The 13,995-nt window shown below is 69.4% G+C and carries 15 protein-coding genes and 1 pseudogene; 6 read left to right on the forward strand and 10 right to left on the reverse strand.

Translation table 11 applies throughout. From position 1 onward, the window contains the following. Nucleotides 1-87 precede the first annotated feature (87 nt). Together ABGB19_RS09855 and ABGB19_RS09860 are read left to right on the forward strand one after the other, a co-directional pair. A complete protein-coding gene (locus ABGB19_RS09855; RefSeq protein WP_347685722.1) occupies nucleotides 88-1,266 on the forward strand; it encodes an FAD-binding domain in 1,179 nt (392 codons plus the stop codon). 54 nt (nucleotides 1,267-1,320) lie between these two features. Further along, the gene (locus ABGB19_RS09860) at nucleotides 1,321-1,803 is read left to right on the forward strand and encodes a MarR family transcriptional regulator (RefSeq protein WP_347685723.1); all 483 of its coding nucleotides are present in this window, start codon (nucleotides 1,321-1,323) and stop codon (nucleotides 1,801-1,803) included. Here the strand turns inward: ABGB19_RS09860 and ABGB19_RS09865 are convergent. The 6 genes and pseudogenes from ABGB19_RS09865 to ABGB19_RS09890 form a co-directional block, all read right to left on the reverse strand. Then, entirely contained in the window at nucleotides 1,766-2,296 is a 531-nt protein-coding gene (locus tag ABGB19_RS09865; protein ID WP_347685724.1) for a nitroreductase/quinone reductase family protein, read from the reverse strand. The genes ABGB19_RS09860 and ABGB19_RS09865 overlap by 38 nt on opposite strands. Before the next feature lie 56 nt (nucleotides 2,297-2,352). Beyond that, a pseudogene (locus ABGB19_RS09870) lies at nucleotides 2,353-3,080 on the reverse strand (DJ-1/PfpI family protein). Between the two features lie 14 nt (nucleotides 3,081-3,094). Further along, the gene (locus tag ABGB19_RS09875) at nucleotides 3,095-4,081 is read right to left on the reverse strand and encodes a GlxA family transcriptional regulator (RefSeq protein WP_347685725.1); all 987 of its coding nucleotides are present in this window, start codon (nucleotides 4,079-4,081) and stop codon (nucleotides 3,095-3,097) included. A 43-nt stretch (nucleotides 4,082-4,124) separates the two neighbouring features. Continuing rightward, nucleotides 4,125-4,712 (reverse strand): helix-turn-helix domain-containing protein, encoded by a 588-nt coding sequence (locus ABGB19_RS09880; protein WP_347685726.1) that lies wholly within the window; start codon nucleotides 4,710-4,712, stop codon nucleotides 4,125-4,127. A gap of 5 nt (nucleotides 4,713-4,717) precedes the next feature. Then, nucleotides 4,718-5,671 carry an oxygenase MpaB family protein gene (locus ABGB19_RS09885; RefSeq protein WP_347685727.1) on the reverse strand — a complete coding sequence of 318 codons (954 nt, stop codon included), beginning with the start codon at nucleotides 5,669-5,671 and terminating at the stop codon, nucleotides 4,718-4,720. 44 nt (nucleotides 5,672-5,715) lie between these two features. Then, complete coding sequence (locus ABGB19_RS09890; RefSeq protein ID WP_347685728.1) at nucleotides 5,716-6,684, reverse strand: o-succinylbenzoate synthase; 969 nt, start codon at nucleotides 6,682-6,684, stop codon at nucleotides 5,716-5,718. Between the two features lie 38 nt (nucleotides 6,685-6,722). On the opposite strand from ABGB19_RS09890, the gene ABGB19_RS09895 reads away from it, so the two are divergent. Continuing rightward, nucleotides 6,723-7,214, forward strand: a complete 492-nt coding sequence (locus ABGB19_RS09895; protein WP_347685729.1) for a DUF427 domain-containing protein — start codon at nucleotides 6,723-6,725, stop codon at nucleotides 7,212-7,214. 7 nt (nucleotides 7,215-7,221) lie between these two features. Here ABGB19_RS09895 and ABGB19_RS09900 read toward each other — a convergent pair whose 3' ends face one another. Beyond that, the gene (locus ABGB19_RS09900; RefSeq protein WP_347685730.1) at nucleotides 7,222-8,463 is read right to left on the reverse strand and encodes an NAD(P)/FAD-dependent oxidoreductase; all 1,242 of its coding nucleotides are present in this window, start codon (nucleotides 8,461-8,463) and stop codon (nucleotides 7,222-7,224) included. 217 nt (nucleotides 8,464-8,680) lie between these two features. Here ABGB19_RS09900 and ABGB19_RS09905 point away from each other — a divergent pair, with 217 nt between their 5' ends. Together ABGB19_RS09905 and ABGB19_RS09910 are read left to right on the forward strand one after the other, a co-directional pair. Next, nucleotides 8,681-9,160 (forward strand): TspO/MBR family protein, encoded by a 480-nt coding sequence (locus tag ABGB19_RS09905; RefSeq protein WP_347686217.1) that lies wholly within the window; start codon nucleotides 8,681-8,683, stop codon nucleotides 9,158-9,160. Beyond that, entirely contained in the window at nucleotides 9,157-9,774 is a 618-nt protein-coding gene (locus ABGB19_RS09910) for a heme-binding protein (RefSeq protein WP_347685731.1), read from the forward strand. The genes ABGB19_RS09905 and ABGB19_RS09910 overlap by 4 nt, the downstream gene beginning before the upstream one ends. A gap of 109 nt (nucleotides 9,775-9,883) precedes the next feature. Here ABGB19_RS09910 and ABGB19_RS09915 read toward each other — a convergent pair whose 3' ends face one another. Then, complete coding sequence (locus tag ABGB19_RS09915) at nucleotides 9,884-11,452, reverse strand: long-chain-fatty-acid--CoA ligase (protein ID WP_347685732.1); 1,569 nt, start codon at nucleotides 11,450-11,452, stop codon at nucleotides 9,884-9,886. A 29-nt stretch (nucleotides 11,453-11,481) separates the two neighbouring features. Further along, a complete protein-coding gene (locus ABGB19_RS09920; protein WP_347685733.1) occupies nucleotides 11,482-13,092 on the reverse strand; it encodes an amidohydrolase in 1,611 nt (536 codons plus the stop codon). A gap of 148 nt (nucleotides 13,093-13,240) precedes the next feature. Here ABGB19_RS09920 and ABGB19_RS09925 point away from each other — a divergent pair, with 148 nt between their 5' ends. Further along, nucleotides 13,241-13,708 (forward strand): YciI family protein, encoded by a 468-nt coding sequence (locus ABGB19_RS09925; RefSeq protein ID WP_347685734.1) that lies wholly within the window; start codon nucleotides 13,241-13,243, stop codon nucleotides 13,706-13,708. A 17-nt stretch (nucleotides 13,709-13,725) separates the two neighbouring features. Here ABGB19_RS09925 and ABGB19_RS09930 read toward each other — a convergent pair whose 3' ends face one another. Then, nucleotides 13,726-13,968, reverse strand: coding sequence for a DUF3253 domain-containing protein (locus ABGB19_RS09930; protein ID WP_347685735.1), 243 nt, complete (start codon nucleotides 13,966-13,968; stop codon nucleotides 13,726-13,728). Nucleotides 13,969-13,995: the final 27 nt, after the last annotated feature.

Genomic DNA, 13,995 nt, shown 5'->3' on the forward strand with positions numbered 1-13,995 from the left:
GTTAACGCAAATCATGCGTGATGCACGACATGCCGATAGGATGGTCGTCGCCACGCCGCTTCGCGCCGACTGCCAGGAGGACGCCGAATGAGAATTGCGATCAGCGGCGCCGGTGTGGCGGGCCCGGCGTTCGCCCACTGGATGGTGCGCGGTGGGCACGACGTGACGCTGATCGAGACGGCCCCGGGTTTTCGCACGGGCGGCTACGTGATCGACTTCTGGGGGCTCGGCTACCGCATCGCGGAGAAGATGGGAATCGAGAAGGAGATCCGCGCCGCCGGATATCAGGTGCGCGAGCTTCGCGCTGTCGACGGGACCGGACGCCCGGCCGCCCGGCTCCGTGTCGACGCCATCCGCCGAGCGACGAACGATCTGTACACGAGCCTGCCGCGCGGTGATCTTGCAGCGGCGATCTACCGCACGGTCGAGGACGACGTCGAGACGGTCTACTCCGACAGCATCACCGCCATCATCAACCAACCAGATTGTGCCGCAGTCGAATTCGAGCACTGTCCGCCGCGCGAGTTCGACATGGTCATCGGCGCAGACGGGTTGCACTCCAACGTCAGGGCGCTCGAGTTCGGGCCCGAGTCGCGATACGAGCACTATCTGGACTGTCAGGTGGCGGCATGCGTGCTCGACGGTTACCGGCCGCGCGACGAGCTGGTGTACGTGACGCACAACCTGCCGGGCCGGCAACTCGGCCGGTTCGCGCTACGCGAGGATCGCACCCTCGTGCTGTTCGTGTTCCGATCGTCGGCTCCCACCGTTCCCCGCGATCTGGCGGCGGGTAAGTCCCTGCTGCGCAGAGAATTCGCCGACGGCGGCTGGGAATGCCGGCAGATCCTCGACGCCCTCGACGGGGTCGACGACATCTACGTCGACGTGGTCAGTCAGATTCGCATGGACCGGTGGTCGTCCGGTCGCGTCGCGCTGATCGGCGATGCGGCGGCATGCGTCTCGTTACTCGCCGGCGAAGGCACCGGCCTGGCCATCGCCGAGGCGTACGTTCTCGCCGGTGAATTGGCCAGGGCCGACGGTGATATCGGCAGCGCGTTCGCCGCCTACGAGGCTCGGCTGCGCGGGTTCATCGAGGCCAAGCAGGACAGCGCGACGGGGTTCATCTCGTTCTTCGCCGCCAGGACCCGGCTCGGTATCTGGCTGCGCAACCACGCGATGCGCGCATTCAACATCGGGCCGGTCGGGGACCTGATCATGAGTCGCACACTTCGCGACGACATCGAACCCCCGGACTATGGGTTGTGAGAACCGGCGGTCACCCGGCGCGCAGTACCGTCCGGATCGAAGGAAAGGGAGCCGATGCCGTCGACGACGAACCGTGACGCGCAGACCGATTCGGTCGGACAGTCCACCGAGTTCCTCACGCAGCTGGAGTTGGCCACACGCGGGCTGCTCGCGTTGAACGTGTCGGCTCTCGAGCGCCTGGAGAAGCGGATCGGCCTCGCGCCGCTGCGCGCCTTGCAGGCTTTGGACCGGCTGGGCCCGAGCCTGGTGACGGAGCTGGGCGATGATCTCGGCCTGCTGCCGTCGACGGCGAGCCGGCTCAGCGACCGGCTGGCCGATGCCGGTTACATCACCCGCCGCGTCTCGCCGACCAACCGGCGCGCGACCCTCCTGGAGCTCACCGATGCCGGCCGTGCGGTGCTCGACGAGCTGATCGCCCTGCGTGTCGAGGCCTTCGGTGCGGTGACCCGGCGCATGACTCAGGCCGATCTCGCCGCGCTCATCCAGGGCACCCGGGCGTTCACCGCTGCCCACCGTGAACTGGCCGGGGACCGGTGACCTCGGTGAACGCCACGACGGGGATCTGCCGGCCGCCCGCCATCTTCTCGTAGTCGGCGTAGTTCGGCACGAACTGCTTGGCCAGGTCGAACAGCCGGTCGCGTTCGGCGCCGGTGACCTCCTCGGCGTCGAAGGCGCCCGTGTAGCCGCGGGCCGACAGCGTGACGCGCGGATGGGCCTTGACGTTGTGATACCAGGCCGGATGACGGTCCCCGCCGTAGTTGGAGGCGATGGTGATGACGCGGCCGCGGTCGGTGAAGTAGGTCAGCGGCGTGCTGCGCTGCTTGCCGGTCTTCGCGCCGGTGTGGGTGAGCAGCACCTCGGGCAGCACCAGCGACATGGAGAGATGCCCGTTGGTCAGCTTGATGACGGCCCGGTCGATGCGCCAGCCGTAGCTGCGCAGGAACCGTCGGGCCGAATTCGTGCCCATGAGCTTGGCTCCCGCGCGGAACAGAGCGGACGGCCGGGTCGGCTGAACTTCGGGTATCCCCACGCCGTCGACGGTATCTCAGCGACTTGGGCGTGATAACGAGCGCTCAGCGCACGAAATCACGCCGAAATCGCTTTCTTGGTGCGGTTGCGGACCCGCTTGACGGCGGCGTCCCAGAGCAGCTGAACCGACGGCAGCAACTGGCCCTGCTTGACGGTGTCCCTGCTCAGCAGCGCGGTCGCCGTCGCCCTTGTCGACGCCGACGCCTTGGAGACGTGACCGGAGTCGTAGGGCGGCTGCGGGTCGTATTCGATGACAACTGCACCGCCTTGGCCTTCGCGTCGCCGCAGATCCGGCCGAAGAGCCACATCGCGAGGTCGATGCCCGCGGAGACACCCGCGGCGGTGACGATCTTGTCCTCGTGCACGATCCGCTGATCGCCGACGGTCTGCACACCGAACGGCTTGAGCATGGGCAGCGCCAGCCAGTGCGAGGTGGCGCGGCGGCCGTCGAGCACGCCCGCGGCGGCCAGGATCACCGAGCCCGAACACACCGACGTCGTCCAGGTCGACGTCGCGTGCGCGCTGCGGACCCAGTCGAGCACCTTCTCGTCGCGCGCATGCTGGAAGCTCGACATGCCCCCCGGGATCAGGACGATGTCGGGCGAGGGGGTCTCGTCGAACGAGTGCGTCGCCCCGATCAGCAGCACACCGGAGTCCGCGGTGATGGGGCCAGGCTCGTGCCAGACGAACCGCACCTCGGCGTCGGGCAGGTTGCGCAGCACCTCATACGGGCCGATGAAGTCGAGCGCGGTGAACCCGGGGTACACCATGATCGCGATCTGCATGTCGTCTCCTCGTCTCAGGCGAACGTTCTGCGGTACTGGTCGGGCGATATGCCGAGGCGGCGAACGAAGTTGCGGCGCAACGTCTCCGCGCTGCCGAACCCACACCGCGTGGCGATCACGGTGACGGTGTCGTCGGTCTCCTCGAGCTGGCGACGGGCGGCCTCGGTGCGAATCCTCTCGACGTAGGCGCCGGGAGCCTCGCCGACCTCGTCGGTGAACACGCGGGTGAAGTGGCGCGGGCTCATCGCGGCGCGCCGCGCCAACTCCGGAATGCTGTGTGCGCCGCCGGGTTCGGCCTCGATCGACTCCTGGACCTCGCGGATCGGCTCCCGCTTGGCGCGCGGCATCCACACCGGCGCGGCGAACTGCGTCTGACCGCCGGGCCTGCGCAGGTACATCACCAGCCAGCGGGCCACCGTCTGGGCGGCGTCGGTGCCGTGGTCGTCCTCGACGAGTGACAGCGCCAAATCGATCCCCGCGGTGACACCGGCGGCCGTCCACACCCGCTCGCTGCTGCGTACGAAGATGGGTTCGGGATCGACCCGCACCGAGGGGAATTCGCGTGCCATCCAGTCGGCGAACGCCCAGTGCGTGGTCGCGGGGCAGCCGTCGAGCAGGCCGGCTTGCGCGGCGAGGAACGCGCCCGTGCAGACGCTGACGACGCGGCGCGAATGCTCGGCGGCGGCGCGGACCCACGCGACAACGTCGAGGTCGCGGCGCGCGTCGTCGACGCCGTAGCCGCCCGGCAGGATCAGCGTGTCGATGGGCCGGCGCGGGTCGGGCAGGGGGCGCCCGACGAGAGCCAGGCCGGTCCCGGTGCTCGCCGGCTCGCCGTCGCGGGTGACGATGCCGACGTCGTAGCCGTCGCGGCCTCGCCCCGTCAGATACATCGACGCGCCGGTGAACACCTCGAACGGGCCGACCAGGTCCAACGCCTGGACGCCCGCGAACCCGAGCATCACCACCGATCGCACGTACCCAGTGTCGGCCAGCGACGCCATGGCGTCTATGACATGGACCCCACGGATCAGGACACGGGCCGGGTCACCACACCAGCGGGGCGAGGTGCCTGCGCGCGTACGCCCGCACGGCCGCGTCGTCGGTGACGTCGAGCACCGGTGTGCGGACCTGTGCCAGTGAGCATGCCAGCCGGATGTGCAGCTCGCTGACCGCCAGCAGGTCCGGGTCGGGCATCGTCGCGCCCGCGGCGCGCAAACCCTTGGCCATGGCCGCCGCGGCGCTCGCCAGGAACTCCTCGGCCTCGTCGAACATGCCCGTCATCGCGGTCAGGTCACCGTCGAGCTGCAGGAACCTGCGCATGATCGGTTCGCCGGTGAGCAGCCGCACCCCTTCGCAGAACGCCGCGACCGCGGCATCCTTGGCACCCGAGTCGATCCCAACCGTCTGCAGCCGCGCCATCGCGAAATCGAAGGTCTGGCGGCCCAATTCGGTGATCAGCGCGTCGCGGCTGGGGAACCGCCGGTACAGCGTGCTGCGGCTGACACCGGCCTGCCGGGCGATGACGTCCACGCTGGCCCGTCCGACGCCGACCATCGCGACCTCTTCGGCGGCTGCCTTGAGGATCGCCGCCTCCTGCTCGGTGGGGGTGTCGTTGTTGCGGAGCCGTCGCATGGCCGTCAGCCGACCGGGCAGCCGGGCGGTGGCGCGAACGACTCGAGCGCGACCGAGCGGTGCAACCGAACCAGCTTCTCGTACTCCAACCGGTTGCGCGCCAACGGGATCAACCGCACCCGGTCGGGCAACACCCGCCAGGCCAGCTGCAGCATCCGGGTGTAGAGCTCGAACTCGACGTCATGGCGCGCGGTCCACTGGAATCCGGTGAGCTCGCGCACTCCGGGGTGCAGGATCCCGAACGAGCAGACCTTGACGACCCGGCCGGCGATCGGCCGCAGCAGCAGCCACGGCGGTGTCAGCGCGCGGCGCAATGGCGGGGACAGCATCAGCGTCGGCAGCGGAAGCCGGGTCAGGTCGGCGGTGACGCGGTACAGAAACGGATTGGCCCTCAGTTCGGTGGTGACCATCGTGTCGTAGTACTGCACGGCTTCGGCGTAAGTGGCGGGCAGCCCGGCGTTCTTGCCGGGCAGTTCCAGCGACCGGAACGCTTCCAGCAGTTGTTCGTAGGCCACTTCCCTCTCGGCCGGCGACATGGTGACACCGGTGCACGGCGTGAACGAGTTGAGCACCAGGAACAGGCCGCTGACCGCGATCCAGTTCCACAACTTGGGATCCAGCGCGCTGTAGCGCACGTCGGCGAACTCGCCCTTGCCGCGGCCCCGCACCTCCTGGTGCATCCGCTTGAGCCGCTCCCCCTCGGCGGCCCGGTCGGCCGGGTCACCCCAGATCGCGAGGAACGAGGAAAACCCGCTGCGCACACCGCGATCGGCGAAGTTGGCGGCGAACCGGCCGGTCTTGTCCACCGCGGCGGCGACCGGCACCAGCGCCACCTCGTCGAAGGCCGCGGCGCCGAAGAAGCCGCCCAGCGCGCTGCCGCTGTGCTTGCGGAACTCGGCGATCACCTCGGGACGGACATCGTCGCGTTGTTCGGGCAGTGCCTGGGCCGTCTCGGTCATGGCGCCTCCACAGATGCGGTTGACACACAGATTAATGATCTGTGTCAACGTGTCAATGGGTGGCACACGCGCACGCGGTCGATCCACCACTGCCTGCGCTCGGGTACGGCGGCCAGCGTCTCGAGCCGGTGCGGGTCCGGAACGGCGGGCGCGACGGGCAGGCACCCGTCGACCGGTCGCGCGGGTTCGGCGACGTCGTCGGCGAACAGGCTGCCGGTGCCGAGTCCGCACGCGTGCTCGAGGCGGGGCAGCGCCGCGGCCGCGAGCAGGCCCCGGCCGATGCCGACCGCCGAGTCCAGTGCGCTGGACACCACGATGGGGATGTCGATCTGCTCGGCGATGCCGAGCATCGCGCGCACCCCGCCGAGGGGGGCCACCTTGAGCACCGCGACGTCGGCCGCCTTGGCCCGCACCACGTGCAGAGGATCGTCGGCCTTGCGGATGCTCTCGTCGGCGGCGACGGGCACGTCGATGCGGCGCCGCAGTTCGGCCAGCTCCGCGACCGTCGCACATGGCTGCTCGAGATATTCCAGCGGGCCACCGGCGGTCAAAGCCGTTGCGGCGCGGACCGCTTCGTCGACGGTCCAGCCGCCGTTCGCGTCGACCCGGACCGTCGGTACGTGGGCGCGGACGGCGTCGACCCGCGCCACGTCGTCGGCCAGCGTCTGCCCGGGCTCGGCGACCTTGACCTTGGCCGTGCGGGTGCCGGGGAACCGGGCCAGCACCTCGGGCACCCGTGCCGCGTCGACGGCAGGCACGGTCGCGTTGATCGCGATCCGGTCGCGCCGGACGGCGGGCGGCGGCTCGTATGCGGCTTCCAGCGCCGACGCGAGCCAGTGCGCGGCCTCGGCCGGGCCGTACTCCGGGAACGCACCGAACTCGCCCCACCCGGCGGGGCCGTCGATCAGCGCCACCTCGCGAACGGTGATGCCGCGGAAGCGAACTCGCATCGGAAGCGCGACGACGTGGAGACGGTCGAGAATATCGTCGAGCTGCGGCACTCCGTTCATCACGGTCCATCCTGCCGGTTCCCGCGCCTACAGTGGGTGACATGCCCATACCCGACCGGCCGCAGCCGGGACAGGAGTCCGTGTGGGACTACCCGCGCCCGCCCCGGCTCGAGGAGTTCCGCGGCTCGATCACCGTCGAACTCGGCGGTCAGACCATCGCATCGACGACGCGCGCCTGGCGGGTACTGGAGACCAGCCATCCGCCGACGTACTACCTGCCACGCGACTGCTTCGTCGAGGGCAGCCTGCGGGAGGCCGACGGCTCGTCGTGGTGCGAGTGGAAGGGTCAGGCCAGTTACTACGACCTGGTGACTCCCGCGGCCGTCGCACCGCGCGCGGCGTGGACCTACCTGAAACCGACACCCGGGTTCGCCGCGCTCGCCGGCGCCGTCGCGGTGATGCCCGCGCTGGTCGACCGCTGCACGGTCAACGGCGAGCAGGTGATTCCGCAGCCGGGCGGCTTCTACGGCGGCTGGATCACCAGTTGGATCGCGGGGCCGGTCAAGGGCGTCCCGGGCTCGACGGGCTGGTGACGGCCGGTCAGCGGTGGCGCAGCACGGCTGCGGCGGTGCGACGTCCGCTCACCAGCGCACCCTGGATCGACGCGGTGTCGCGGTGATCGCCGCACACCCACAGCCCGTCGGGCGTGCGGACGTTCTTGCGGACCTGCAGCGGAGGCAACTGGGCCGGTAGGGCGTGCGGGATGACGTGGCGGGTCAGCGGCGTCCAGTCGGCCGGGTCGGCGCCGAGGATGTCGGCGGCGTGCGCGCGCACGACCGGTTCCCCGGGCGCGTGACCGTCCGCGCCGAGCAACGCCGACGCGGCGACGAGGTGCTGTCCGGGCGGCGCGTAGCTGGGTGCGGCCTTGCTGATGACAGTGGTGTTGAGGACGGGTCCGGGCGAGTCGGCGCGCCCGTCGACCCACAGCAGTGCCGGACCCGGCACGACGCGCTCGGTGGCCCACCAGTCGGTGACGACGCCGTGCATCGGCGGTGGCGGTGAGCCGGTCAGCGACGCCGCGGTGACCGGATCGGTGGCGACCACGACCTCGGGTGCGCGGACGGCGTGCGTCTCCCCGCAGACCATCCAGCCGTCGCCGTCCCGGACGATGTCGATCACCTTGCGGTCGAGGGTGATTCGACCGCGGATCGGCGCGGCCATCGCGCGCGGCAGCGCTCGCATGCCGTCGGTGGGCAGGCCGGGGGCGCCGAGCGCGAACACCCTCGCCAGCAGCAGGACGAACGCGTTGGACGTCGCGCCCTCGTCCTCGAGGACGACGCCGGCCAGGAAGCGCTCGAGCACTGTGCGAGGCAGTCCGCGCACACCGCTGCGGTCCAGCGCCGCGGCGAGCGACGTGTCGCGGCCCCTCTTCACCGCCTTGGGGCGCAGTGCCGGTGCGGCCCAGCGCGCCAGCGCCAGCACATCGCGTGCGCCGATTTCGCCGCCGGACAGCATCGAAGGCACCCGGCCGGGGTGGTGCAGCGGATGCATCCACTGCGTGGAGTCGTGCTGGCGGCGGATTCCGATCCCGACGTCGAACGGCTGCAGGCTCAGTAGCGAAACATCAACGGCGCGTTTGAGTTCCGGATAGGCCGGGTTGAGCACCTGGAAGCCGTGATCGCAGCGGAAACCGTCAATATCGTGGGTGCGAACGCGGCCACCGACGTGTCCGGCCGCTTCCCACACCGCGACGTCGCGGCCGTGCGCGGCAAGCAGGGTCGCGCACCGCAGCCCCGCCAGCCCGGCGCCGATGACCACCACGTCGCACCTCGACCCCTGCATGGGCCCGAACGTACCCCTGGGCCACTGCGCCCTCCGATGCGCTCCGCCGACGTCACAGATCGGTAAGCAAGCGTCCCGCGGTTTGATCGGCTCCCCGGAGGGTACTGTTCAGTTACTTAACCAATTGGACGCCGCGTCGAAAAGTGACGAAAGCCCATTCTGGCGTCGCCACCACGTCCGGTACCAAGAAGACAACGAGAAGTCCCCTAGGAGCATGGTGCAGCGCAAGACTTTGATCCCGTCGGCACTAGCGGTGACGGCGACCGCGGTCGCTGGTGGGTTGGCCAGCCGGCCCGCGCAGTCGCGGTGGTACGCCAAGCTGAAGAAGCCGCCGTATCAGCCACCGCGGCAGGCGTTTCCGATCGTGTGGCCGGTGCTGTACGCCGACATCGCGCTGGTGTCGTCGGCGACGCTGGACGAGCTCGAGCGGCGGGGTGCGACCGATGAACGTCGCCGCTACCTGGCCGCGCTCGCGGCGAACCTCGTGCTGAACGGCAGCTGGTCGTGGTTGTTCTTCAACCGGCGGATGCTGGGCACCTCCGCGGTCACCGCTGGGGTGCTGGCCGTCAGCAGCGCCGATCTGACCCGTCGCGCCGTGGCCGTGCGCGGCGCGTCGGCGGCGCCGATGGGCCTGTATGCGGCGTGGTGCGCGTTCGCGACCGCGCTGTCCACCCACATCTGGATCCTGAACCGATGAGACTCCTCGACATCCCGGGCCAGGTGGCCGAATCGGTGCTCTCGATCGTCGGCATCCGGACCGGCACCGAAGAGCCGCATTACCTGTCCACGAAGCTCACCGACTCGGTGGAGATCCGCCGGTACGGGCCACGGATCGCCGCCGAGACGACGGTGGACGCCGACGAGGACCGCGCCCGCAACATCGGCTTCCGCCGGCTGGCCCGCTACATCTTCGGGGCGAACCACCGCGCCGAGAAGATCGCGATGACCGCGCCCGTCGCGCAGTCGGGTGAGCGCATCGCGATGACGGCGCCGGTCGTGCAGGCGCGCGACGCCGAGAACCGCTGGACGATTCGGTTCTTCATGCCGTCCAAGTGGACCATGGAGACGCTGCCCGAACCCGACGACGACGACGTGACCCTGGTCGAGGTGCCGGCTCAGTCGTACGCCGTGCTGCGCTTCAGCGGTGACCGCAGCCCGGAGGCCGTCGCGGCGCAGACCAGGGAGCTCATGGAGACGCTGCGCCAGTGTGGCGTCGAAGCCACCGGTCAGGCGGTGGCCTGGTTCTTCGACCCGCCGTGGACGCTGCCGTTCCGGCGGCGCAACGAGATCGCGATCCCCGTGCGGCGGTAGGCGACCCTGGCATTCGCTACCGCCTTCCGACCGCCGAATGTGAACCTGTTGCGAGATTTCGGTTGGGGTTTCGCAGCACGTTCACACTCGTGACGGTTGAGGCCAAGCCCTAGACCGTCGAGCGGTCGCGGCCCTCCCAGTACGGCTTGCGCAGTTCCTTCTTGAGGATCTTGCCGGTGGGGTTGCGCGGCAGTTCGTCGGTGATGTCGACGGTCTTCGGGCACTTGTAGGCCGCCAGCCGCTCGCGGGAGAAGGCGATGATCTCCTCCGGCGTGGCTTCGCCCTCAACGGAGACAACGGCTTTGACCACCTCGCCCCACTTCTCGTCCGGAACGCCGATGACCGCGACGTCGGTCACCGCCGGATGCTCGGCCAGGACCCGCTCGACCTCGATCGAGTAGATGTTCTCGCCGCCGGAAATGATCATGTCCTTCAGGCGGTCCTCGACGAAGATGTAGCCGCCCTCGTCGATGCGGCCGATGTCGCCGGTGCGGAACCAGCCGTCCTCGGTGATCGCCTCGGCCGTCGCGTCGGGCTTGTTGTGGTAGCCCTTCATCAATTGCGGTGAGCGGAACCAGAGTTCGCCCTGCTCACCGACCGGGACGTCCTCGAGGGTGTCGGGGTCGACGACACGCACCTCGGCGTTGGGCACCAGCGTCCCGGCGCTGGTCAACCGCTCCTCCTTGCCCGGGTCACGGTGCGCCTCGGGAAGCAGATGGCTGATCACGCCGCACACCTCGGTCAGCCCGTAGGCCTGCATGAAGTCGGTGTTCGGCCATGCCTGAAGCGCTTGGCGCAGCAGCGGAAGCGGCATCGGCGACGCCCCGTAGGCGAACGTCTTGAGCGCGCCGAACAGATTGACGGCGTCCTCTCCGGACTCCAGCACCTTGGCCAGCACGGCGGGCACCAGGAAGGTCCGGTTCGCGCCCTTGAGGATGGCACCGGCCAGCGACAGCCCGTCGACCTCACGTGTCATCACACTCGGCACGCCGTCGTGAATTCCGAACTGCACGTACGACGATCCGCCGACGTGGAACAGCGGCATCGACACCATGCTCTTGTCGCCCTCGTCGAAGTCGAAGCCTTCGTGGGCGTTGATGGTGTGTGCGATCAGGTTTGCATGCGTCAACTGAACACCCTTGGGCCGACCGGTGGTGCCCGACGAGTACATGATGATCGCCACGTCGTCGGGATCCACGTCGTCGGCGCGCCCGACCGGCGTCGACGCCGCCAGCATCGCCTCGTACTCGTCACCTTCCCCGCCCTCGGGGGTCACCTCGATGATGTGCTCGACGCCGGCGAGCTTGTCGCGGATCTTGTCGATGCCGGGCTTGAGTTCCTGACCCACGATCAGCAGCTTGGCACCGGAATCGTTGAGCACGTAGTCGAGTTCGTCGGCGGCGAGGCGGAAGTTGATGATCGCGTTGGCCGCGCCCAGCGACGCGGCGGCCAGGGTCAGCTCGACGCAGGCGGGGTGGTTCTTGTCGAGGAACGCCACCACGTCGCCGCGCTTTATGCCCCGCTCCTTCAGCGCGCCCGCGAGCCGTCGCACCCGGTCGTTCCACTCGGCCCAGGTCCAGGTCCGCTCGAGGTAGGTCATCGCCTCCTCGTCGGGTTTGGTCTCGGCCCAGTGGGCGGTGCGTTCGTCGAGGAAGCGGGGATCTGCCAGCTCAGCCATGCGTCGAGCCTGCCATGGCCACCGTTGTGTCAGTCCTCTTTCGGGTAAACCTGCCGTCCCGCCAGGAACGTGGCCCGCACGTCGAGGTCGGCGATCTCGTCCGGCCGCACGGCGCGCGGATCCGCCGAGAGCACCACCATGTCGGCGTACTTGCCGACCTCCAGGGACCCGACCACGTCGTCGGCGAACAACTGGTACGCGGCGTCGAGGGTCTGCGCCCGAATGGCCTGCTCGACCGTGATCCGCTGCTCCGGCCCGATCACGCGCCCGCTGGGCGCCGTGCGGGTGGCCGCGACGCCGATGTTGCGCAGCGGCTCCTCCGGGGTGACGGGCGGGTCGTTGTGCAGCGAGATGCGCATCCCGGTGGCGATCGCGGAACCGCATGGCATCCAACGACTTCCGTGTTCGGGCCCGAACAGCCCGTCGACGATGATGTCACCCCAGTAGTGGATCTGGTCGACGAACAGGCTGCACGTGACGCCGAGGGCGTGGGCGCGCTGCAGCTGTTCGTCGCTGATCGCGCCGACGTGCTCGAGCCGAAGCCGGTGGTCGTCGCGCGGCCAGCGCCGCAGCGCCTCTTCGTAGACGTCGAGGATCGTGTCGACCCCGGCGTCTCCGTGGACGTGGCAGGCCATCGGCCAACCCTTGGAGAAGTACGCATGCACGATCTCGGTCAGCTGCGCGCGGGTGTAGTTGGCGTGGCCGCAGGACTCCGGCGCGACGCCGATGGTGCGCGTGGCCTCGGTGTCGAGATAGGGAAACGACAGATCGATGTTGCCCACCCACGGCGACCCGTCGACCCAGATCTTGATGCCGACCTGCCGGAGCAGATCGTCGCCGTTGGCAGGCGTCATCTCGGTGTGCATCTGGGCCGTCGAGACCTCGTAGACCCGCAGCCGCACGGTCAGGTCCTTGCGCACCCGCTCGAGCACCGGCCAGAAGACCGGGTCGAAGGCCATGTCCGAGCACGTCGTCAGGCCGGCCTTGTTGAGCCTGCGCAATTCGGCGTGCAGCATCGCCGGATAGTCGGCCGGGTCGATGACGCCGCCGAGCAGGCTGAACACCGCGGCGATCTCCTCGGCGGTGCCGTCGAGCTCGCCGTCGGCGTCGCGGCCGTACCGGGCGCCCTTGGGGTCGGGGGTGTCGCGGGTGAGCCCGGACTTGCGGGCCGCGACGCTGTTGAAGAAAGCCTTGTGCCCGGAGTTGTGCACGATCACCAGCGGGGTGTCAGGCGCCTGGGCGTCCAGCCAGTCGAGGGTGGGGTCGGGCAGTCCCGGCTGAAGCAACGGATCCCACCCGTTGAGGTAGGCACCGGCGCTGCCCTGCGCGGCGACCTCGTGGGTGATCGCGTCGACGACGGCGGCCGCGTCGCGCAGCGTCACCGGCCGGATGTCGACCATGCGCTCGGACAGCACGATCGCCTCCATCAGCGGGTGCCCGTGCGCCTCGACGAGGCCGGGCATGACACAGCCGTCGCCGAGGTCCAGGGTCCGGGTGCCGGGGCCGACCCAGGTGTCCACGTCGGCGCGGGAGCCGACCGCGACGATGCGACCGTCGGCGACGGCGAGCGCTTCGGCGGTGGGCTGGGCGTCGTCGACGGTGAGCACGGTTCCACGAATGACCAGGTCAGCGGCCGTCATACGGTCATACTCGCAGGCGCGGGAAATTTCTTTGAAGTTTTCTCGCCGATGGTGTCGATTTGAGGCGGCTGCCGTTCGACGTAGTTGCGAGGGGCACCGCAGACAAGAATGAGCGAGCCCCTTCACCATCGACAGAAGGAGACGAACAATGGCGCGATACATGCTGATCATGCGGTCCACCCCCGAGGCCGAGGCCGCGATGGCCGAACAGGAGATCGACTTCGACCAGATCATCGAGGACATGGGCCGGTTCAACGAGGAACTGATCAAGGCCGGGGTGTTGCTGGCCGGCGAAGGCCTGACCGGACCCGAGGAGGGCTTCGTCGTCGACTTCGACTCCGACCCGCCGGTGGTCACCGACGGCCCCTACACCGAGGCCAAGGAGCTGTTCAACGGCTTCTGGATCCTCGAGGTGTCGTCGATCCAGGAAGCCAAGCAGTGGGCGCAACGGGTGCCGCTGGGCAAGGGCGTCCGGCTCGAGGTGCGCCGGGTTTCGGAGACGCAGGACTTCCCGATGGACAACCCGTGGGTCCGCAAGGAGATCCAGTGGAAGGCCGACCTCGCCGAGAAGATCGCGGCGCAGGCCCGGGCCGAGGCCGACAAGCTGGCCAAGTAGTACGCGGCCGGAATCGGCTACGTGGCGCGGATCCGAATGGGTCCGCGCCACGTCGCGTCCGCGTCGAGCACCTCGCCGTTCTGGGTGATCTCGACGTCGCCCCGCCTGGCCAGGTCCCTGGCGATCTCGCGGGCGTCGTCCATCAGGCCGCGCCAGTCCTCGCCGCCGACGGCGCGCGCCGCATCCGAGGGGCAGATGCTCTTGTCCGGTCCGCGCTCACGCGACAGCTCGAGGAACTTGTCCCGCAGCTGTTGGTTCACCCCGTCCAGTCAAGCCGACTCCCCCGG

Source organism: Mycobacterium sp. B14F4 (assembly GCF_039871645.1).
In the GTDB taxonomy this organism is placed as follows: Bacteria; Actinomycetota; Actinomycetes; order Mycobacteriales; family Mycobacteriaceae; genus Mycobacterium.